Here is a 21,697-nt window from a genome sequence, read left to right as displayed (position 1 = left end):
TAAGTAATGTCCTAAAGGTATAGCCAAACGGCTATACCTTTATTTTTTGTGGCAAATTAAAGCTAAATATAGTGCCTTTACCTAATTCGCTCTGCACATTTATTTCGCTATCCATCAAGGCAAGTAAACCTTTACAAATAGCCAGTCCTAAACCGCCTTGTTGGCGGCCTTCCTTATTAGAATTAGATGCTTGGTAGTGCGGATTAAAAATAGCGTCTAGCTCATCATGTTTTATGCCCACACCAGTATCAGAAATTTGCACAAATAACTGCGCATTATCAATATGCTTAACGTGCACAGCTATATTGCCGCCTTTGGGTGTGTGCCTAATGGCGTTATCAATTAAATTACTCAACACGCGCTCAAGTTTTGCAATATCCGCTACAACAGGAAAATCGCAAATAGCGGGTTTTACGGTTAGTTTAATACCTTTTTTTTCAGCGGTTAGGCTGAATTTTGCAACGCAATCGTAAATAAGCTCACCTAGATTAAAGGTTTCTTTGTGTATGCTGATTTCGCCGTTTTCTAAATGAGCGAGTTCAAAAATTTGCTCAATAAGTTGTTTAAGTTGTGCGCAGTTGTTGAGTGAAACATGTAAGTATTGTTGTTGCTCATTAGCACTGAGTTGCGACCCCGATTGATTAAGTACCTCTAAAAAACCTTGTAAAGACGCCAGCGGTGTACGTAAATCGTGAGATAAATGAGTAAGCAATTCTTTGCGTTGCTGATCGCTTTGTTCAAGTGCCTTAAATTGCTCATTAATACGGGTTACCATGGCTTGGATACTGCGTCCTAGGCGATGCACTTCGTTACTTTTTTGTGTTGAATAGCTACTTAGTTTTGTATCAGTAAGGCTATAATTAGCCGCTTCAATATTACTAACATCGCGCGCTAAGCGTTGGATAGGGCCAGTAAAAAACCGCAGTAGTATTAGCATTGCAATAAGTAAACATACTAGAGCAGCGCCAAGCCATAAAGCGGTAAGCCATAACTTATCGTTGTTTTTGATGGTGTTTAATGTGGTGTCGTACGCTTCACCACCAATAATAACGTATAAGTATCCTTGTAAGGTATCTTGGTTAAACACAGGCGCAACAGAGAATATTTTTTTGCCTTGGGTGTTTCGCGGATCATCACCGTACACCGGCGTACTTTGTGGGTTGTTAATGAGTTGCTGTAGGGGCGCTAGATTAATGTGGCTACGCTTTACTTTTCCTGGCTGTGCAGAGTAGGTTAATATTTTTCCCTTCTCGTCTACAAAGTAAAACTCAAAGGCTGGGCCTAGTAACATTAGGGTATGAAATAAATTTTCGAGCGCTTTATAGTCGTAAATACCTTCTTTTATTAAAGGGTTATCTTGAACTAAGTGCTCGGCAAGCGCTAAGTGTAAGGTTTGTTCACCATGATGCAGTGAGGTAAGTTCAAGTTGTTTGCTCCAACTGTACACAAGTGCACAAATAACCCCAAAAATGATCACAATAGAAAGCGCAAGTTTTTGATAAAGCGATAGGTTAATCATATGTTCGACTCAAGCTGGCTCGGGTTTAGTTTATAACCTACACCCCATACGGTTTCTATAAAAGGAGCTTGGTGGTGTTGTTCTAGCTTAGCGCGCAAGCGGTTTATGTGTGAATTAACCGTATGCTCATACCCGCTGTGTTGATACCCCCAAACATGATCTAGCAATTGTTGGCGACTAAACACATGGTTAGGGTGGCGAGCAAAGTAAACTAATAAATCAAACTCAGTAGCCGTTAGGTTAAGTGCTTTATCGGCTAGGTAAACTTGGTGTGAGTTAAACTCAATATTGAGCGATCCTACTGCCAGTGTCTGCTCTTTATCGACGGGGCTATCATCATGATTACACGCGGCGATTAATTGCGCTCTGTGGCGTAATTGGGTTTTAACACGTGCTTGCAATTCGCGGGCAAAGAAAGGTTTGCAAATATAGTCATCGGCACCCATTTCCAGTCCTATTACACGGTCCATATCGCTACTCAGTGCAGTGAGTAAAATGACTGAAATATTAGGATAGTGTTCTTTTATTTTACGACACAGGCTTAAGCCATCCATTTGGGGCAGATTTATATCAAGTAAAATTAGCCCATAGGGAAGCTTTGCAATTTTTTTAAGGGCCAACTCAGCGCTGATAACATGATCAACATGTAGGTTTAGCGCGGTAAGTTGTGTGGTGATCAGTTGGCCAATTTCTCGGTCATCTTCAACAACCAGTATTTTTTCGTGACGCATATATCAACCTCGTAAAAAAAGGAACTTCCGTGTCGCCTCTCATCCCCATTAAAGCTGGTATATCAAGGTCAATATTGATGCGCGAATTATTGGGTTCGCGTGATAACAACTCTTGCTAGTGGGTTATCAAACTTATGCTCGGGGCCGAGCACTGAACTAGATAAGCCATCTTCATTTGTTACAACGCCTGGGTGCCTTGCAACAAAATCTACATCATCACGGATCTCATTAAAGCCTTCTGCGCTATCAACAGGGCCTGGTATTGTTCCTGCAGCTTCTGTGTTAGCTTCTGTACCTGCATCATAAGCAACGGTAGAGTGAGTTAGTGAGTCGCCTACAGCTAATGAAGATACATCTAAAGCACTAAGACCGGTAAACCCATCATTTGTATTCACCATCATTGTGGCAAGTGACAGCTTGAGTGCATCAAGTGACTCAGTCGTCAGTGTAATTGTGGTACTTGCGCCGGGCCCTACAGGTCCTTCGCTTGATGCACTAGCAATGGCGTTTTCAAATGCGAGTAGCTGGCTATTATCACCACCCTCAGCCATTGTTTCTAATGCCAGTGATGCAGGGCTTCCTATTTGCCATAATGTACCTTGCGTGTGTGCAATTAGGGCAATAGGTGATAGCGGCTGTCCAGCGGTTAAATTGCTTACTGTTACATCAAATGTATAGGTGACAGGAGGTGGCGGCGTAACAATTGGCTCAGGTTTGTTGTTATCGTTGTCGCCACAAGCTGCAAGTGAAGCTGCCAGTGCGACAACCACAATGCTTTTTTTAAGGTGATTTAAAGATGCCATATTAACGCTCCTATTTAACTGTTACAGTTAATTTAGCAACGGGGTTTAGCCATCTATGAACTGTATTGCTTAAGTCGCTATTACCGGCGGTTAAATCGTCATCACCTAAATTACCGGGGTGAATGTGCACGTTCATATTGCTGTCTGTGCTGGTTAAACCAGACCCTCCAGTACCGGCATTACCACCTGGGGCAGCAGGGATACCTGGTGTGCCAAGGGCGCCTGAACCTTCAACAACAAGTTCATTATTGATCTCTGTGCCTGCATCGTATGCATTTAAGTACACAGTGTAGGTACCTGCTTCGGTAGGTATCTTCCAGCTATCAAGGCCTACAAATCCATCGTTGGTCGGTAATAGCATGGCGGTAAGTGAAAGGTACTCGTTCGAATCTGCTGTCATAATAGTGGCAGAAGTAGAGGCTGTAGGGGCAAGTAACCCTTCGGCTGGGTTTGCCACCATATCGCTGCCTGCGGCGCTAGCTTGCGCTACTAATTCGGCAATATTACCGCCTTCGGCCATTGTTTGTAATGCTGTAGAGGCTTGGGTTGCAACTTCAAACAGTTTATCTTCAGCGTCGTGCGCCGTTATTAGCACTGGTGTAAAGTAAATACCTTGTGTTAAGTTTGTTAGTTCTAAGTCTAGCTCTGCCGCCTGTGTTGTTTGGCTCGCTGCAACTAGCAATGTGGCAAGTGTAAGTGCTGATGCTTTCATTATTATTTCCTGTAAGTGATGATTCGGATTAAGTATTAAATAACCACCTCAAAAAACTCTCACAAAGTTATCACTTTTTTATCACAGCAGTTTTAAGCGTGTTTTAATTTATAGTGTGTTTGTTTTATAGACAGTTTTGACCTTTACTGGCACTATAATAAAAACTAAAAAGGAGAGTGTTATGGACGAAAATCAACAGCTTGAGCCGTTATCAAAAGATGAAAAAACCTGGGCTATGCTATGCCATTTAAGCGCTGTAGCCGGGTTTGTTATTCCGTTTGGATCGATACTTGGGCCATTAGTGGTATGGCTTATTAAAAAAGATGAAATGCCGATAGTAGACTTACACGGTAAAAAGTCGCTTAACTTTCAAATTACGATGGCTATCGCTTACTTTGTGTGTTTTTTATTGGTGTTTGCTGTAATCGGCCTAGTTTTACTTCCTTTAGTGGCGGTTTTTTCTTTTATCATGGTGGTTTTAGCGAGTATTAAAGCCAATGAGGGGAAAGAGTTTAATTACCCACTGAGTTTAAATTTGATAAAATAAGCGCTTATTTTTTAATAAACCCAGCAAACAGCTGGGTTTTTGCTTTAAGTACTTAATGCTTTATATCACCTTATTTTTTAGTGCGTTTATATCCGCGACTTTATTACCAAGCTCTTCAGAGGTGGTACTTGTTACTCTGATCAGCCAAGCAAAAGCTAATCTGTGGCTGCTGTGGTTAGCCGCTACGTCAGGTAATGTACTAGGAAGTTGTGTTAATTATTGGTTGGGGACTCATGTGCTGCGTTTTAAGCACAAAAAATGGTTCCCGGTCTCAGAGCGGGGCCTTATAAAAGCGCAATCTCAATTTAAAAAATATGGCGTGTATAGTTTATTGTTTGCTTGGCTGCCAATTGTTGGCGACCCACTTACGGTCATTGGCGGTATATTTAAAGTGCGTTTTAGTCTGTTTTTATTATTAGTAAGCTTGGGCAAAGGCGCACGGTATTTAGCCGTCATTGCCCTTGCCAGTGGTGCTCAAGCTGTAATGTAGGCTACTTTGTCCAATCAAGTGTAAGTGACACAGAATCAGCAAAGCGCAGCGCATGTGGTTTATCTACACGAGCTTTTGCATAATGCACACTGGGGTGCTTATGACAAACAGCAAGTATTTCTGCAACCAGCTTTTCGAGTAGCAAAAAGTGGCCTTGTTCTACTAGGTTTATCACCTCTTTAGTGATCACCTTATAATTGAGTGCTTGCGCGACTTCGTCAGTTTTACATGCATCATCAGCAGGGTAGTGAATTTCTAAATTAATCACTACATCTTGCTTTTTTTCTCGCTCTTCAGGGTTAAAGCCAATAAATGTACGTAAGCGTAAGTTGGTTACGTTAATAATTGCGTTGGCCATGATTTAACCCTTAATAAGCTGTAAAAACTCGTTACGCGTTTTAGAGTCACTTCTAAAGTTGCCTAGCATCACAGAAGTACGCATGCTTGAGTTTTGTTTTTCTACACCACGCATCATCATACACATGTGCTTGGCCTCAACAATTACACCCACGCCTTTAGCACCGGTTACTTCCTCAACGGCTTTAGCAATTTGATGAGTAAGCTGCTCTTGTATCTGAAAACGGCGCGAGTACATATCAACAATACGCGCAAATTTAGATAAGCCTAGTACTTTACCGTTTGGTATATACGCAATATGGCAGCGGCCAATAAACGGCAATAAGTGGTGCTCACACATAGAGTAAAGCTCTATGTCTTGTATAAGTACCATGTCATCAGCGTCAGAGGTAAAAACCGCATTGTTGGTAATTTCATCAAGCGTTTGACGATACCCTTGGGTTAAATATTCCATGGCCTTTGCAGCACGTTTGGGTGTGTCGAGAAGACCTTCACGCTCAGCATCTTCGCCCACTGCTGTAATAATATTTTGATAGCTTTGCTTTAAATCGTCATGCATAAATTTCTCAGTTTAATGTGTGTTTTACTTTAAATGGCGACCGCCATCAACGGGCATAGCGCGGCCTGTGATGTAGCAGCTGCGCAGTAATAAATCTATACTGTTAATAATTTCTTGGCATCCAGGCTCTATTCCCATTAATGATTTTTTAAGGGTTTTAGCGCGGTATGCATCGTCATCGTGCTGATTAAAAATAATTAACGATGGCGCAATCGAATTTACCTTTATATCGGGGGCGTATTTAGCGCTAAACGACTTGGTTAAGTTATCAAGTGCCGCCTTACTTGCAGCATAGGCAATGTGTTTTGGGCTACCTGTTTCAACAACGTAATCGGTAAGATGAATAATGTCAGCCGGTGTGCAAGTGTCAGCTTGGTATGCCATTAATAACTGTGCACAGGCATTATTAATTAAATACGGTGTTTTGGCATGAATGCGCATCATGTCATCAAACAGACTAGAAAAATCGGGATTGTTGGCTTCGCAGTCCCAGCTTGAGGCATTATGCACAATGGCACGTAAAGAATGCGTATGCTGTTTAAGGGTTTCAATGAAGCTAGTTATACCGGCGTCGCAGCTGAAGTCGGCGTGTATGCATACCGCGCCATGCTGTTCTAGGTAGTCGACCGCATCGTGGCGCGTACGATAGGTAATAATAATAGCTTGGCCTTGCGCTAAAAAGTGCTTTGCAACGGCAAGACCAATGCGTTGGCCTGCGCCCGTTATTAAAATAGGAGATGTCATATAATGTTTTTACTCTTCCCGGGCATTAAATTTAACTATAAGCTCGGTTTCAATTTACGTAAACTTTTTATGAATAGATCAGCTAGTGCATACGCTGCACTAGCTGTTTAACTATTATAAGTCATCGTAAATAGTTGGAATGGGTTGGCGCTTATGTTGAGTGCGAACATAAATATCCGTTAGCTTTTGCTCAACTTCTGCTGCTACTGGCTTGCCTTCTAAAAAGTCATCTATTTGTTCATAACTTAAACCTAATGCTTCTTCATCAGTGAGGCCTGGGCGGTCGCTTTCTAAATCAGCGGTAGGGGCTTTTGTTACTAACTGTTCTGGTGCGCCTAATGCAGTGGCCAGTGCGCGAACTTGACGTTTTGATAAGCCAAATAACGGGGCTAAATCGCATGCGCCATCACCAAATTTGGTGTAAAAACCAGTAATGTTTTCAGCGCTGTGATCGGTACCCACCACTAAGCCTTGGCAAAAACCCGCAATTTCGTATTGCGCTACCATACGTTGGCGCGCCTTTACATTACCTTTTACAAAGTCAATTTTAGCTTGCTCTGGTAGCGCCTCACCACTGCCCACGACAGCAGCCATAGCTTGCTCATGTAATGCATCGGCAGCAGGTTTTACGTTAACGGTCATACGCTTACTTGGCTGAATAAAATCAACGGCCAGTTGTGCTTCGTCTTCATCTGCTTGTACACCGTATGGCAAACGAACTGCAATAAATTGGTACTTATTCGTGTTTTGCTCTGCGTTTAGTTCATCAACTGCTAACTGGCATAAACGTCCACAGGTCGATGAGTCAACACCACCGCTAATGCCAAGCACTAGCGATACACTATGGGCTGCCACTAAGCGTGCTTTTATAAAGTTAACTCGACGGGTGATTTCGGCGTTTACATCAATAGTTGGCTGAACTTTCATTTCAGCCATAATTTCGGCGCGCATGGCCAGCTCCTCATTATTTAATAGTCTGGTTTAAGTACGGTTATATTATCTGGCTTAGCTATTATTTATTAAAGCCCTAAATGAGACTTTATACGGCTAAGCTCAGCTTTTAGCTCCTCAATCTCTGCAAGTAGTGCGTTAATTTCGTCGTTTTTAATGGCTTCTACTGCAGGAGCTCGGTGGCTTGATGGTTCAATGGTTAAATCGGCAAATAGGTGCGAGTAACGGCTTTCTCGTTTACCAGGCTCGCGATCTAGCTTTATTACGTAGTCATCCTCTGCTAGGGCATTTAAGGCTGTTTCTACTTCGCTTACGCTGGTGAACTCAGCTAAGCGCGAGCTGCGCGTTCTTAGCTCGCCAGGGGTTTGCGGACCGCGCAGCAGGAGTAAGCATATGATAGCGCGTTGCTGCGTGCTCAGCTGTAAGCTACTAAATTCTGTATTACAAAAGCGGTGATCGTATTTATTTACACGCCCCGAAAGCCCTTCATCTAGCGTGACAAGGCGCTGACTTATAAGCTCATCCAGCGTTTGTTGCACCTCACTTTCGCTTAAGTTAATAACGGGATCTCGGTTCGACTTTTGGTTACACGCATTGGTCAGTGCGTTTAACGACAGAGGATAGTGCTCGGGTGTCGTGCTTTGTTTTTCTAAAAGGCAGCCAATAACGCGCTGCTGGTTTGCTGATAATTGCATGGCTTTTCTTTATTAATAAACAGTATTTTTAGCTTACACCTTTATTGTGTACCAAGCCATTGCTGTAATTTAGATTTTATATCTGCCGAATCTAACGGTTTGGTTAAATAGTCATTCATACCTGCATCTAAGCATTTCTCTTTATCGCCTTGCATTGCGTTTGCTGTTAACGCAATAATTGTAATATGTTTATTATGTTTGCCCGCTTTACCTTCGCGTATAGCGTGCGTAGCTTGATAGCCATCCATTACAGGCATTTGGCAGTCCATTAAAACTAATTGGTATTTTTTATTTGGGCTACTGTTTAACTTATCTAGTGCGTCTTGGCCGTTTTGTGCAATATCAAAAGTAAGCCCAACTTGTTTTAACAATGCTGAGGCTACTACTTGGTTTACTTTGTTATCTTCGACTAAAAGCACTTGTGCGTGCGCTGATATTTCTTCGGGCTTTTCGGTTAACTCATTTTGCAGTTGTGCTTGGCGTTGTTGTTGCTCAATGTATTTATCGTTAGTGAGTGAATCAAATAGATCTGACGGGGTGAGCGGCTTAAATATCAGGCAGTCTATATTTATGCCAATATCGTCATGCTCTTGTGAATAGCTCATCGGTGCCATAACAACCAGTTTACTTTGTTTGGTAGTTACTCGGTTTTTTAATGTATTTATTTGCGGGTGTGCAGCGTGTTCAAAAAAATGATAATCGACTAAGAGTGCATCGGGTTGGGTATCGCAGTTATCAAAATAATTAATGATGGCGCTATAGTCATTTAAAATATTAACGTGTGCGCCCCATACGCGTAATTGTTTGGCGGCAATATTGGCGTTAAGTTTGCAGGCATCAATAATTAAAATATGCTTATTATTAATTAAATGACTGGGTAAGCCTTGTGCTTTAGTTAAACGTGGCTGTATTTTTATAGAAAATGAAAAAGTACTGCCCTCGTTTAGCATGCTGGTTACGCTTACTTCGCCTTCCATTAGTTCACATAGCTGCTTAACAATAGCAAGGCCAAGACCTGTGCCGCCAAATTGGCGGGTGGTTGAGGCATCGGCCTGAGTGAATGAGTCGAATAAAGTTTTTTGTTTTTCTGCGTCTATGCCTATACCTGTATCGATAATCGAGCAATGTAAAAAACTGCCATCGGTGGTTTCATCAATATGCGCAGTCACCAAAATTTGCCCATCAATAGTAAACTTAACGGCATTACCTATCAGGTTATTTAAAATTTGGCGTAACCTATTCGGATCGCTAATTATTTCGCTAATAGTAATTTGAGTCGCATCTAAAATCAGGGTGGTATTATTTTGCTCCACTTTAAGCGCAAACGACTCAACCACTTCACCCAGTAATTTAGGTAAGTTAAATTGCACATTTTCTATATCGAGTTTGCCAGCTTCAATTTTAGAAAAATCTAAAATGTCGTTAATTATATTTAACAGCGACTGAGCTGACGACTGTGCAAGTTCAATATGATGCTCTTGCTGCTGATTAAGCTGGGTGCGCTTGATAATATTTAGCATGCCCAGTACGCCGTTCATCGGGGTTCTTATTTCGTGGCTCATACTGGCTAAAAATTCGCTTTTAGCTATTACTGCTTGCTCTGCAGCCTCTTTAGCGGTAACAAGTTGCTGCTCTGTTTCTATACGTTGCTGACTAGAATGCAGGCTGCCAACGAGAGCGGCTACAGCTATTAAAAAACTTTCTTCGTTACGTGACCATGGGCGCATAGAAGCACATTGCTCAGCGCATACTATGCCAATGGTGCCATTTCCCGCAGCTATGATTGCGCACAGCATGGCATTAATATTGAGCGGCGCAAGATAATGTGTTTTGAGGGGTTTTAGCAGCGGGTTTTTTTGAGCATCGCTGGTGCTAAAAACAGCGTGTTTTTCGAGGGCTTCAAAAAAATCAGGGGCCTCTTTTTTAAGCCACACCGCATTATTATTGCCCATTCTGTTTTCAATATTATGGGATGCGATAGGGCTCAATGAGGTTTTTGAGCTATTAAAAAACCAAATACTGGCTTGCTCAATATTTAAAGCATGGCAAATAGATTCAGTAATCACCTGTTTAGATTGGCTTAATTGGCCACTTAAAATAAGGTCGTTGGCTGTAAGCGACGCTAAAATTTCGTTATGTAGGGCAATTTTACTGTTTTCAAGCTCAATACGCTTACGGGTATCAATATTTTGCAATGAGCCAAATATTCTCACACAGCGCCCGTTTTTACGTTCGGCCTCTCCATGAATAAGCACCCACATTTCGCGCCCTTGTGAGTCAATCACTTCAAGCTCGGCTTCGTAACTTTTGCCTTCTTTAATAGCTGATTCAACTAACTGAGTGATACGCTCTCTGCTTTCACCGGCTTTAAAGTAATTTAAATTTGTAGGCCAGGTAGGTTCTTTGTTTAGCGGGTACTTAAATATTTTTTTGGTCATATCTGACCAATACACTTGTTTGGTTTCTAAATTAAATGACCATGCCCCAATTTGGGCAAGGTCACTCATTGCCTCCAGCATTTTTTCGTTTTGTTGCTGGCGGTTTAGCATTTTTAAAAAAAATAAGAACGCCCATATTAGTAATCCGCAAATAATTATAATGGCGATTCTAAGCGGCCATATAGTTGAAGGGGCGGGGCTCCACCCTTCTTTAGGGGCTACGTATAATTGCCAGCTTCCCCCTTGAAAATTAAGCGTAAAATCAAGCGGCTCTTGTGAGGTTATATTGCTATTGCCATAAAAAAACTCGCCTTTTTTGCCTAAACCATGACGCCCTTGAATAGCAATGTTGTAGTTTTTTTCAAGTTCTTTTATACCTGAGTTTTTATACACTTTTTCAATATCGAGCACCACAGATAGCAAACCCCAAAAGCGGTTTTCGGGCGGAATATAAACCGGCACTCTGGCAATAAGGGCAATGTCGCCTTGCACTAGTTTAAGTGGTCCTGCCATAACAATTTTATTGGTATCACGGGCTCTAATGGCATCTTGGCGTTGGTTTTTTTGTTCTAAAAAGTTTAAGCCAATGGCTTTTTCGTTACCTTTTAGTGGGTAAGACATACGAATTATCATGTCGGGTGCACCACCAATATGGCGCAGCTCACTGGAGGTTTTAAATAGGGGCGCGGCAATTTGCTCAAACCGTGCTTGTTGTAATTCAGGTTCAGCTGATACAGCAACCGCTAATCCACGAATTAGCTGAATGTTTGATACCAAGGTGGCCTCGAGTTGTGCACGGTAAGTACTGACCTCAGATAAAATTTGTAGGCGGTGGGCGTCTTTTGCGCGATTGTAGTTAATTCTATCTAACACAATGCTCACTAGTATTATTAGCGTAAGCGATAACCAAAAGGTCAGCTTATAGTTGCTAATAGTGTTTTTTTTGTTGTTATTTTTTGGCGGCATTGGCTAAGTCATGCTGTTATTTTAGGCAATTTAACTATAGCTAATTTATTGTATAAATAAAAACGGCGCTGATAAATTAGCGCCGTTTTATTTTTATAATTAGTAGTTTAACTATTAAGCGTCGGTTACTTCACGTGCCCAATGGTTTTGCTTAGCAACATGTAGCTTACGGTAACCATCAAGTAGAGCAGCATGCTTTTTAAAGCCTTCAAGCGATAAACCAGGGAAGGTTAAACCATTAAATAATTTACGCCCTTCTGCTATTTCAATAGCCAGCGTTACGTTATCGCTACCAAACATTAAACCTAGTGCATCTTGGTAGTCGGCGTAGTCGCGCTCGTCATCGTATTTAATTTCAAGAATGGCTTTTAAACAGCGGAAGTGGCGCATTGCCTCTTCGTTTACTTGGCCTGTGTGTAGTATCCAGTCTACCCAATCAATGGCTTCTTCGTTGCCTGCGGCTAAACATAAGTGCGCTTTAAGCTCACCAATACGTAGCGTATGCCAAGGTGTATCGGCATCGGTTGCAAGGCCAATAAATTCAGCAGCACGAATAATATCGCTGTGGCCTGCTTCTTCTAGGCTGTCGTAAATGTCCATCCATTGCTGCGCATCGTACTGATCAAGCGATAGGAATGCTTCACGGAATTTAGCGCCTTCGTTGTTGTTACGCCAAATTAGTTCATCTACTGGGTAAATGTCTGACATACCTGGTACTAAAATACGACATGCATACACGTTTAAGTGTGTGTAATCCATAATGTAAATGTCATGGCCCATGCTGTGAATTAAGTCAGTACAGAAGTTGTATTCTTGCTCTGTTGTACCGCTAAAGTCCCAATGTACAAAGTCAAAGTCAGGTGTTGCGCGGAAAAAGTCATGCGAGATTAAACCGCTAGAATCAATAAAGTGCAGCTCAATGTTTTCAGGTGTTGCTACTTCATCGTTATCAAAGGTTGCAGGTTGGAACACATCAAGTTGATCAAGGCGACGTCCTTGCAGTAGCTCGGTAACCGTACGCTCAAGAGCAACTTCAAATGATGGGTGTGCACCAAATGAGGCAAATACAGAGCCATCAACAGGGTTAATAAGCGTTACGCTCATTACAGGGTATTTACCGCCGAGAGAGGCGTCGGCAATACGTAAATGAAAACCATGGCTGCGTAGCTCTTCACACGCTTCGTGAATTTTAGGATATTGCTTTACAACGTCTTCTGGGACGATGGGTAAACAAAGTCCTTCTGCGATAATGCGGTTTTTAATGGTGCGCTCAAATACTTCAGATAGCCCTTGTACGCGCGCTTCAAATTTAGTGTTACCTGCGCTCATGCCGTTAGAAACAAAAATATTACCAATCACGTTTACCGGAATGTATACGTCTTGGTTATCACGTTGGCGCGTGTATGGCAGTGTACAAATGCCACGCTCGTTATTGCCTGAGTTAAAATCAAAAAGGTGAGATGCATTAAGCTCACGCTCTGGGTCAAAGTAATCCCAAAGGCTTTGGTCCATTATGCCCTCTGGTACTTCATTGTCTTCAACTTTAAACCATTTTTCATTTGGGTAATGAGTAAAGTCGCCGTTTGCAAACTCTTCACCTAAATAAAAATCGGCAAAAAAGTAGTTACAGCTTAATCGTTCAAAGTATTCGCCCAGTGCAGAGGCGATAGATGCTTTATCGGTTGCGCCTTTACCATTAGTAAACATAACACCGCAGTCGCTGTCTTTTATATGAACTGAATAACAGTTAGCTACAGGGTTAAGCCAAAGTGCCTCTTCAATATTGATATTTAGCGCTTTTAGCTTGTTTTGCATGGTAGAGATAGACGATTCTAAGTCGCGGTCTTTACCTTTGATAAATGTTTTTTCAGTCATATGAGTCTCAACTAGATCTGCACAAAATGTGGAATGGCTATTATCGTGGATTTTGATGTTTATTTCACCCTTTGCGAGTAAGAACATTATTATTTAATAAAACTATGGTTATTATATGTTCAGCAAAAGGGATAAAGGACAAGTTAATGTTTAAAGTAATCAAGTGGCTAGTATTACTCACTATAGTTTTAGGGTTAGCCGGAACAGCACTACTATATGGCGTATTAAGTTTGAGTGTGCCGGCTCTTGATGGCAAAGGCCGCTCAACAGCCATTAATAAACCGGTGACTATTTCGCGTGATGTGCTAGGTCAAGCGGTTATAAATGCGCAAAGCCGCCACAGCGCCGCATACGGGTTAGGTTATGCGCACGGGCAAGACCGTTTTTTTCAAATGGACTTATTAAGGCGTAACGCGGCAGGCGAGCTCAGTGAGTTATTTGGTAAAGGGGCTCTTGGGTTGGATAAAAAAATGCGCTTTCATCAATTACGTGAACGCAGCCGCGCTATATTAAACACCTTATCCGAAAGCGATAAACAACTATTAAATAGCTACGCACAAGGGGTAAACGAAGGGCTGGCACAAGTGGGCTTTACAAGCTTTGAGTATTTACTGACAGGCGCGGCGCAAAAACCATGGCAAAGTGAAGACAGCTTGTTAGTAATATTTAGCATGTACCTTGATTTGCAAAGTGCAACCTTTGAACGTGATGAAGCACTTATACATATAGAGCAAGCATACGGAAAACACATGGTTGATTTTTTAACTCAGCCTAGCCAATACCAAGCGGCGCTTGATGACACTAAGCTCCCTCCGTTTACAGGCACTATTCCCCAGCTACCAGCACAAACGCAGCACACGGTTAAAAATATTCAGGTAAATCAAGAGCGCGGCAGTAATAATTGGGCCGTCACCGGTGCACATACACAAACAGGCGCAGCCATGCTCTCGGATGATATGCATTTATCTATGGCGGTGCCTGTTATTTGGTACAGGGCGCAGCTTAATTACCAACAAAATGGCGAGCAAGTTCAGGTAACTGGCGTATCACTCCCTGGCGCACCCGCTATTGTAGTGGGTAGCAATAATAAAATAGCGTGGGGCTTTACTAATGGCTACATAGATACCGCCGATTGGATAGCGCTAGATGATGACAGTAAAACATGGCAAGCAAATGAGCCAATAGCGTTACCAAATGATGAGGTAGAAAACTACGTATTAACTTTAAGCGAATACGGCCCAGTAAAATATATTAATAAAAAGCCTTATGCACTTAGTTGGGCGGCGCATCAACCTTATGCCGTCAATATGGATTTACTCAAGTTAGAGCAAGCAACTAACGTAGATGAAGCGCTCAACCTAGCAAGCAATGTGGGTATTCCGGTGCAAAATTTAATGGTGGTAGATAGCCAAGGTAGTGCTGCATGGCAACATATTGGCGCTATACCGGCACGTACAACACCGAGTGAGCTAAGCGTTAATGCCAATGAGTACTCAACTGATTGGCAGCAAAATGAGCATCAGCGCCCTTATGTTAAAAACCCGCAAAATGGACGATTATGGACAGGCAATTCGCGCGTTGTATCGGCCACTGATAATACCCGTTTTGGTAATGGCGGATACGCGCTTGGTGCTCGTTCGAGCCAAATTCGCGACAGATTATTTGAAAAACAAGCCTTTGCCGAGAGCGACTTTTACGCGTTACAGCTTGATAACCAAGCCCGCTTTTTAACGCCTTGGCACACATTACTACTTAATCAACTTAAAAAAGACAAAACCAAAAACGTACAGTACATAAGTGCACTTGAAAACTGGCAGCAGTGTGCATGTGCAAGCTCGGTAGGTTATACCTTAGTTAAATACTACCGCAGCACATTAATTAATACCGTATTTGCAAGTATGGAGCACACACTCAATGAGCAAAACGCGACGCTTAAATATGTAAAACGCGACTTAGAACCAGCTATATGGCAGCTTATTAAGCAAAGGCCGAGCTCATGGGTAAACTCTGAATATAAAAGCTGGGACGAGCAGTTATTAGGTGCATTTAACCAAACAGTGACAGCACTTAGGGCTGAGTACGGGGATAACGTGCAAAATTGGCAGTGGGGTAAAGTAAATGCACTTAATATTGAGCACCCGTTTGCTAAACAAATGCCCATATTGGCTAAGCTTTTAAATATGCCTGTAGCGCCAGGTTTTGGTGATAGCTACATGCCCGCCGTACAAGGCAAAAGCTTTGGTGCATCGCAGCGCTTTATTGCCCAACCTGGGCATTTAGAAAACGCCATTATGGCAGTGCCCGGTGGGCAGTCGGGGCATCCGCTATCCGCGTTTTACCGTGCAGGCTTTAGTGACTATATTGAAGGTAAACACACGCCTTTATTACCACAAACGCTAATACATCAAATAGTGATAGAGCCAGCACGATGAACTAAATGACAGTTAATCACGTTCTATATAATCATTAATAAATCAACAGAGAACTAAAATGAAAAAAATACTACCGGCATTAATAACAGGCTTATTACTTAGCAGTGCAACACATGCAGATGAAAATCCGGTAACGGCAGAAAAACTAAGCGACAGTGTGTATGTACTGTTTGGGCAAGGCGGTAACATTGCCGCAAGTGTAGGGGAAGATGGCATTTACATTATTGATGACCAATTTGCTAAGCTTTCAAACGATATTAAAAAAACTATTAGCAATTTAAAACCCGGTAGTGCCGAGTTTGTAATTAATACGCATCATCATGGGGATCACACTGGTGGCAACGAAAACTTTGCTAAAGCCGGTGCGCATGTTATTGCGCACGATAACGTACATAAGCGATTAGAAGAAAAACACGGAGCAAATTCAGATTATTTGCCACGTATTAGCTTTGGCCACGATTTAAAGCTGCATTTTAATAACGAGCATGCCCATGTAGTGCATTACGCCCGCGCACATACCGATGGTGATGCGGTGATATTTTTTAATAACGATAACATAGTGCACATGGGCGACATTTACTTTAACTTTGGTAGCTTACCGTTTGTTGATGTAGATAGTGGCGGTAGTGTTGACGGAATACTTGCAGCCGTAAATGACGTAATTGAGCAAATAGATGAGCGCACCATAGTCATACCCGGGCATGGACCGGTAAGTGACCGTTCAGGGCTGGAAGCGTATGCTAAATTGGTTAAAAAAGCTAAAGATTTAATGCTAAAAGCAATGCAAAATAATGCAAGCTTAGAGCAAGTACTAAAAGCCGATCCGTTAGCCACGCTTAATCTTAAGTACGCAGGTTGGCTGCCAAAAGAGAAAGTGACTACACTTTTTTATCGCAGTTTAAAGTAGTACGTGTAACGTAAAAAACATGATACAAAGCTGAGTGTACTTAAAGCTACATTCGGCTTTTATTTTCTTATGCCCAAAGGAGTTGTGTATGTCGGCAGAAAAAACCCACCTAGAAATTTGTAACTTAACAAAAGAGCAGTATCCGCAAATTAAGACCTTAATGGATCAGGCTTACCCTGATTTAGGTGGCGCGTGGCCAAGCCATACTATTTTTAGGTTGATAGATCAGTTTCCTGAAGGGCAAATAGGCATAGTGGATGATGGCGTGCTGGTGGGCATAGCACTGAGCGTGCAAGTTGATTACACGCGTTTTTCAAACCCGCATACGTACGAAGACATAGCCGATGGCCACGACCGTGTATTTAGTGACTCCGACGGCGATGCGCTATACGGTTTAGATGTAGCCATTAGCGAAACCCACCGAGGCATGCGCTTAGGACGTAGATTATACGATGCTCGCAAAGAATTGTGCCGCCAATATAACTTACGCGCTATTTTAGCTGGTGGGCGTATTCCGCGTTATTACAATCACAGCAGTGACATGACGCCAATGGAATACATTGAAAAAGTTGACCAAAAAGAGCTTTACGACCCAATTTTAAGTTTTCAACTCTCTAACGACTTTCAGGTAAAGCGGTTACTTAAAAAATACCTGCCAGAGGATCAAGAGTCTGTAGGTTACGCCACGTTACTTGAGTGGAATAACATAATGTATGAACCAACCGATACAGTACTCGAATCGACTAAATCGATTGTGCGGGTAGGCGCGGTGCAATGGCAAATGCGTTGTGTAGAGTCAGTTGAAGAGCTACTTAAACAAGTGGAATACTTTGTTGATACAGTCTCTGACTATAAAAGTGACTTTATTTTATTTCCTGAGTTTTTTAACGCGCCACTAATGGGACTTACTGAACAAAGTAATCAAACAGAGGCAATTCGCTATTTAGCTGAGTACACCGAAACATTTAAAAACGCCATGTCGCGTATGGCAATAGAGTACAACGCCAACATTATTACCGGCTCTATGCCCCTTGCCGAAGACGATAAAATTTATAACGTCAGTTATTTGTGCCACCGAAGCGGTAAAATAGACGAGCAGCGCAAAATACACATCACCCCGCATGAGCAAAATGACTGGGTGATTCAAGGCGGCGACAAAATTGCCGTGTTCGATACCGATGCTGGGCGTGTAGGTATTCAAATTTGTTATGATGTAGAGTTTCCTGAGCTTTCGCGTATTTTAGCCAAGCAGGGACTTGATATACTTTTTGTACCATTTTGGACCGACACTAAAAATAGTTATTTACGGGTTCGTCACTGTGCGCAAGCGCGCGCAATCGAAAACGAATGTTACGTGGTTATTGCAGGGTCAGTGGGTAATTTACCTGAAGTAGAAAGCTTAGATGTACAGTACTCGCAATCAGCTGTACTAACGCCATCAGACTTTTCTTTTCCGCACGATGCAACATTAAATGAAGCCACACCTAATACCGAAATGTTACTATTTAGCGACCTTGATATGGATAAGCTAAAAATTCTTCATAGCGAAGGTACGGTGCGCAATTTAAAAGATCGCCGCGAAGATTTATACGACGTAATTTTGAAAAAGAGAGATGTTTAATGGCATGGGTTTATTTAGTCATTGCAGGCCTGCTTGAAATAGGCTGGCCGATAGGTTTAAAGGTATCGCAAAACCCCGACACACGCTGGCAAGGTATTGCAATGGCAATTGCATTTATGGTGGCCAGCGGCTTTATGTTGTGGCTTGCACAAAAGCAAATATCAATGGGGACTTCCTACGCGGTATGGACCGGAATAGGTGCTGCGGGGACGTTTTTAGTGGGTATATTATTTTACGGTGATGCAGCCACGTTTGGCCGTATTGCTGGTGTATTAATGATTATTTGTGGTGTGATCACCCTAAAAGTTAGCTCTTAAAATTATAAGTAACTTTATAGTAGTGCAGGTTTAAAAACCTGCACTTTTGATACTTTTAATTTGGCAACATAATCAACCTAATCTTAAAGTTGGGCCTTCTCACAGGCTAAATCGTTATAAAAGTTAAGTCGTTTAACCATCTAAGTTAGTAGCACAGTGCGATCGTATCAAGTGATTAATACTTCATTGTTAAACTCATCGATTCAGAAATCTAGAGCAATTAATGAATAATTCACCGCACAGAATGTAAGCCTTTTACATACATTTGCAAGACATATAAGTGATATTAGTAATTGTTGGTTTCCAATACACTTACTCCTGCTTGAAAAACTGAACTGGAGATAATGTGAACACAATTTTGAAATATACTTGCCCAATAGCACTCGCTATAGCTTTGACTGCTTGTGGTGGGAGTAATAGTACTAAGAGTGAGCCGATTACAACGGCATCAGACCTTACAGATAGCTCAACAACAATTACTCAACCTGAAGCTGTTTATAACCTTCATCCTGATGACGTTGCGGAATATGTTGAAGAGTTTAAATATAAGTATGATCAATTGGAGCTGCAAATTGATGGAGTGCAATATGATATATCGGTTCATTCTACTGATGTAGAGAAGAAAGTTATATATGCCAGATATGAGAAAGGTTTTTTGTCTTTTGGCTTTGACTTTATTGAAGGAGTGCCCTTGGCTAAACTCTATGTTATAGAAACTGGGACTGAAGATCTAGGGGCTGCTCATGAGGAAGTGGACGCATATTTGGCTGGATATGACATATCGATTGAATTTGATGATGATGATAATGCTATTTATACTGGAAGACTTAATAATATTACTCAACAAGACTTCAACGTTCGCCTTGTTATTAATGATTCTGTAGTTTCGAGTGGTAGTACTACATTAGCAATAGAAGGAGCTATTGCAACAATAAAAGGTGAATTAGGCACAAAGACTTACATACAGGTCCAAGACCTTATAAATAATAACCCTGAAGTTACAACGTTACTCTTACAAACTATTACTGGCTCTGTTGATGATGATATTAACTCACATACAGGAAGGCTGGTCCGTAATGCTCAGTTAACAACGAAAGTAGAGAAAGGTTCTAGAATATATTCTGGAGGTGTAGATTTATTTGCATCTGGTTATCAACGTGTATACGAAAGCGGTGCTATAGTTGGCGTACATTCTTGGTGTTGTGAATCTGGCAAAACGGCTGACCAGTTGAGCGAAGATGACCCTGCTCACAAATCACAATTAACTTATTTCCGTGAAATGTTAGGTGATGAATTAGGACCAGAATTTTATTTCTTTACTATCAATGCGGCTCCTTTTGATAGTATTCATGAAATGTCTGATGCAGAAATGAGTAAATACTTACTCAAAGACGATTAAATAAAGTAGTTAGAGGGGGATGTTATCCCCTCACTAATTTTTCGGTATTTGTTATACTCATAGTTTGTTAATCATATACAATACTTTGAGTGCTATGAATTTTTCTTCAAAAATACTCTTAATAGAAGATGATGTGGAGCTTTCTCATTTACTAACAAGCTATTTATCAGGATATGGCTTTAATGTAATAGCTCTTAATTCTGGGGAGAACGCTGTAGAAGTTATTCTTACTAATGACCCTGATATGGTTATATTGGATTTGATGTTACCTAAAGTTGACGGTTTAACCATAGGAGTTCAGGTAAGAAAACAATTTAAGGGTATAATTTTGATGCTCACAGCAAGTGCTGACGATATGGATCAAGTTGCAGCGCTTGAAATGGGAATTGATGATTTCATGCAAAAGCCCGTTTTACCGCGAGTTCTTTTGGCAAAAATAAAAAATTTACTTTCCCGAAAGGCTTTGCTTCGAGATGACGTTCTAATTCAACCTTCCGACAAAGAGCGAACCTATGGGGCGTTATGGCTAAGTAACCAACTCAAACGGTGTAAATTAGCTAATCAGTTAATTCACTTAACCCCGTCTGAATTTTCATTGTTATGGCACCTCGTCGAAAACTCAGAACAAGTAATTAGCCGAGAAGAATTAATTAAATCTTTAAGAAACATAGACTATGATGGACTGGATCGATCGATTGATAATAAAGTCTCTCAAATAAGAAAGAAGCTGAAAGATGATGCTTCTAGACCACAAGGGATAATTACTGTGCGTGGTAAAGGTTATATGTTTGTTCCTGATTTTTGGTAATCACACACCTAATTGATGTAGAAGCAATCTAAGTTTTCTTTGAGAACTATAGTTCGCTAACTTGAAAAGTTTTTATCATGGCTAGACTATTTTTACCTTTGTATTTTGGTTTACTGTTTACATTATATTTATTTTTTATAATGTTACATATATTAAATACTTATCTGTATGTTGATGTATACAATATTATCGATGCTGACAACTTTTCCGCAGAAGTTACCTTACTAAATGAGCTGGAAAAACACATATCAGAAGATAGAAAAGAGCTTCTCCTACAATTAATCGCTGAACGTAACAAAGTTATTATTGAACCGATATCGAAATCAGATATTCCTCTTAACATTCGTGACAAAGTAGTATCTCAAGATGTCTGGGTTGATGATGAGTTTTATGATTATTTTAAAGTCTTCTCAAACGAACAGTATTATAGAATGCGTGAAGATCAATCAAATGAATTGATTCAATTAACACATAAGTTAGATAATTATATTGTTCTTACCTTGGTTTTTATGATTGCATTTTGCTGCTTTATTTGGTTTTTTAATTTACATCGAAAGCTGAAATTAATTGAAGCAACTGTGGTGAATATCAGCGAAGGGGAGCTTTTTGCAAGGGTGCCTACGAAAAGCTCTTTGAGAGTGGGAAGACTAAATTCTTCTTTAAACAATATGGCTGAGAGATTAGAGCGATTGTTAAGTAGTCATAGACGACTAACTCTTTCTCTTGCACATGAAATTCGTTCCCCTCTATTTAAAATGCACTTATATATAGAGCTATTAAGCAAAACAATAGATAAATCATCACAAGAGCATTTTAGTGGTTTAGA

General features: G+C 41.1%; 20 protein-coding genes. 9 read left to right on the top strand and 11 right to left on the bottom strand.

The genetic code is table 11. The annotated features are described in order from the left end of the window. Positions 1 to 31: 31 nt before the first annotated feature. The 4 genes from AABI99_RS10815 to AABI99_RS10800 form a co-directional block, all read right to left on the bottom strand. Positions 32 to 1,516 carry a HAMP domain-containing sensor histidine kinase gene (locus tag AABI99_RS10815; RefSeq protein WP_338365766.1) on the bottom strand — a complete coding sequence of 495 codons (1,485 nt, stop codon included), beginning with the start codon at positions 1,514 to 1,516 and terminating at the stop codon, positions 32 to 34. After that, on the bottom strand, positions 1,516 to 2,250 hold the full coding sequence (locus AABI99_RS10810) for a response regulator transcription factor (RefSeq protein ID WP_338365761.1): 735 nt from the start codon (positions 2,248 to 2,250) through the stop codon (positions 1,516 to 1,518). Before AABI99_RS10810 ends, AABI99_RS10815 begins: the two co-directional genes overlap by 1 nt. A gap of 86 nt (positions 2,251 to 2,336) precedes the next feature. After that, positions 2,337 to 3,053 (bottom strand): spondin domain-containing protein, encoded by a 717-nt coding sequence (locus tag AABI99_RS10805; protein ID WP_338365760.1) that lies wholly within the window; start codon positions 3,051 to 3,053, stop codon positions 2,337 to 2,339. 10 nt (positions 3,054 to 3,063) lie between these two features. Continuing rightward, a complete protein-coding gene (locus AABI99_RS10800; RefSeq protein WP_338365759.1) occupies positions 3,064 to 3,765 on the bottom strand; it encodes a spondin domain-containing protein in 702 nt (233 codons plus the stop codon). Between the two features lie 181 nt (positions 3,766 to 3,946). On the opposite strand from AABI99_RS10800, the gene AABI99_RS10795 reads away from it, so the two are divergent. Continuing rightward, the gene (locus tag AABI99_RS10795; protein WP_338365758.1) at positions 3,947 to 4,312 is read left to right on the top strand and encodes a DUF4870 domain-containing protein; all 366 of its coding nucleotides are present in this window, start codon (positions 3,947 to 3,949) and stop codon (positions 4,310 to 4,312) included. 55 nt (positions 4,313 to 4,367) lie between these two features. Continuing rightward, complete coding sequence (locus tag AABI99_RS10790; protein ID WP_338365757.1) at positions 4,368 to 4,802, top strand: YqaA family protein; 435 nt, start codon at positions 4,368 to 4,370, stop codon at positions 4,800 to 4,802. A 1-nt stretch (position 4,803) separates the two neighbouring features. Here AABI99_RS10790 and folX read toward each other — a convergent pair whose 3' ends face one another. From folX to ycaO, 7 genes are all read right to left on the bottom strand, one after another. Beyond that, positions 4,804 to 5,160 carry a dihydroneopterin triphosphate 2'-epimerase gene (folX, locus tag AABI99_RS10785; protein ID WP_338365756.1) on the bottom strand — a complete coding sequence of 119 codons (357 nt, stop codon included), beginning with the start codon at positions 5,158 to 5,160 and terminating at the stop codon, positions 4,804 to 4,806. A gap of 3 nt (positions 5,161 to 5,163) precedes the next feature. Further along, entirely contained in the window at positions 5,164 to 5,718 is a 555-nt protein-coding gene (gene folE, locus AABI99_RS10780; protein ID WP_338365755.1) for a GTP cyclohydrolase I FolE, read from the bottom strand. A 24-nt stretch (positions 5,719 to 5,742) separates the two neighbouring features. Continuing rightward, positions 5,743 to 6,462, bottom strand: coding sequence for a dihydromonapterin reductase (gene folM / locus AABI99_RS10775; RefSeq protein WP_338365754.1), 720 nt, complete (start codon positions 6,460 to 6,462; stop codon positions 5,743 to 5,745). A gap of 114 nt (positions 6,463 to 6,576) precedes the next feature. Further along, entirely contained in the window at positions 6,577 to 7,413 is an 837-nt protein-coding gene (gene nadE / locus AABI99_RS10770; protein ID WP_338365753.1) for an ammonia-dependent NAD(+) synthetase, read from the bottom strand. 68 nt (positions 7,414 to 7,481) lie between these two features. Continuing rightward, on the bottom strand, positions 7,482 to 8,108 hold the full coding sequence (locus tag AABI99_RS10765; RefSeq protein WP_338365752.1) for a YceH family protein: 627 nt from the start codon (positions 8,106 to 8,108) through the stop codon (positions 7,482 to 7,484). Positions 8,109 to 8,149: 41 nt separating this feature from the next. After that, positions 8,150 to 11,512 carry an ATP-binding protein gene (locus tag AABI99_RS10760; protein ID WP_338365751.1) on the bottom strand — a complete coding sequence of 1,121 codons (3,363 nt, stop codon included), beginning with the start codon at positions 11,510 to 11,512 and terminating at the stop codon, positions 8,150 to 8,152. A 114-nt stretch (positions 11,513 to 11,626) separates the two neighbouring features. Continuing rightward, on the bottom strand, positions 11,627 to 13,387 hold the full coding sequence (gene ycaO, locus AABI99_RS10755; protein WP_338365750.1) for a 30S ribosomal protein S12 methylthiotransferase accessory factor YcaO: 1,761 nt from the start codon (positions 13,385 to 13,387) through the stop codon (positions 11,627 to 11,629). Between the two features lie 146 nt (positions 13,388 to 13,533). On the opposite strand from ycaO, the gene AABI99_RS10750 reads away from it, so the two are divergent. From AABI99_RS10750 to AABI99_RS10720, 7 genes are all read left to right on the top strand, one after another. Then, complete coding sequence (locus AABI99_RS10750; protein ID WP_338365749.1) at positions 13,534 to 15,819, top strand: penicillin acylase family protein; 2,286 nt, start codon at positions 13,534 to 13,536, stop codon at positions 15,817 to 15,819. Positions 15,820 to 15,877: 58 nt separating this feature from the next. After that, positions 15,878 to 16,726, top strand: coding sequence for an MBL fold metallo-hydrolase (locus tag AABI99_RS10745; protein ID WP_338365748.1), 849 nt, complete (start codon positions 15,878 to 15,880; stop codon positions 16,724 to 16,726). 88 nt (positions 16,727 to 16,814) lie between these two features. Further along, positions 16,815 to 18,347 carry a bifunctional GNAT family N-acetyltransferase/carbon-nitrogen hydrolase family protein gene (locus AABI99_RS10740; RefSeq protein ID WP_338365747.1) on the top strand — a complete coding sequence of 511 codons (1,533 nt, stop codon included), beginning with the start codon at positions 16,815 to 16,817 and terminating at the stop codon, positions 18,345 to 18,347. Then, positions 18,347 to 18,664: a multidrug efflux SMR transporter gene (locus AABI99_RS10735; RefSeq protein ID WP_338365745.1), complete on the top strand. Its 318-nt coding sequence runs from the start codon at positions 18,347 to 18,349 to the stop codon at positions 18,662 to 18,664. The genes AABI99_RS10740 and AABI99_RS10735 overlap by 1 nt, the downstream gene beginning before the upstream one ends. Before the next feature lie 346 nt (positions 18,665 to 19,010). Next, on the top strand, positions 19,011 to 20,063 hold the full coding sequence (locus AABI99_RS10730) for a hypothetical protein (RefSeq protein WP_338365744.1): 1,053 nt from the start codon (positions 19,011 to 19,013) through the stop codon (positions 20,061 to 20,063). Positions 20,064 to 20,157: 94 nt separating this feature from the next. Then, positions 20,158 to 20,871: a response regulator transcription factor gene (locus AABI99_RS10725; protein ID WP_338365743.1), complete on the top strand. Its 714-nt coding sequence runs from the start codon at positions 20,158 to 20,160 to the stop codon at positions 20,869 to 20,871. Between the two features lie 77 nt (positions 20,872 to 20,948). Continuing rightward, positions 20,949 to 21,697, top strand: a 749-nt coding sequence (locus AABI99_RS10720) for a hypothetical protein (RefSeq protein WP_338365741.1), incomplete at its 3' end; no start/stop codon positions are given.

It is taken from the genome of uncultured Pseudoalteromonas sp. (assembly GCF_963922945.1).
Classification (GTDB): Bacteria; Pseudomonadota; Gammaproteobacteria; order Enterobacterales; family Alteromonadaceae; genus Pseudoalteromonas.
The sequence above is the reverse complement of the archived record's forward strand: the minus strand, read 5'-3'. Positions and strand labels throughout refer to the sequence as shown.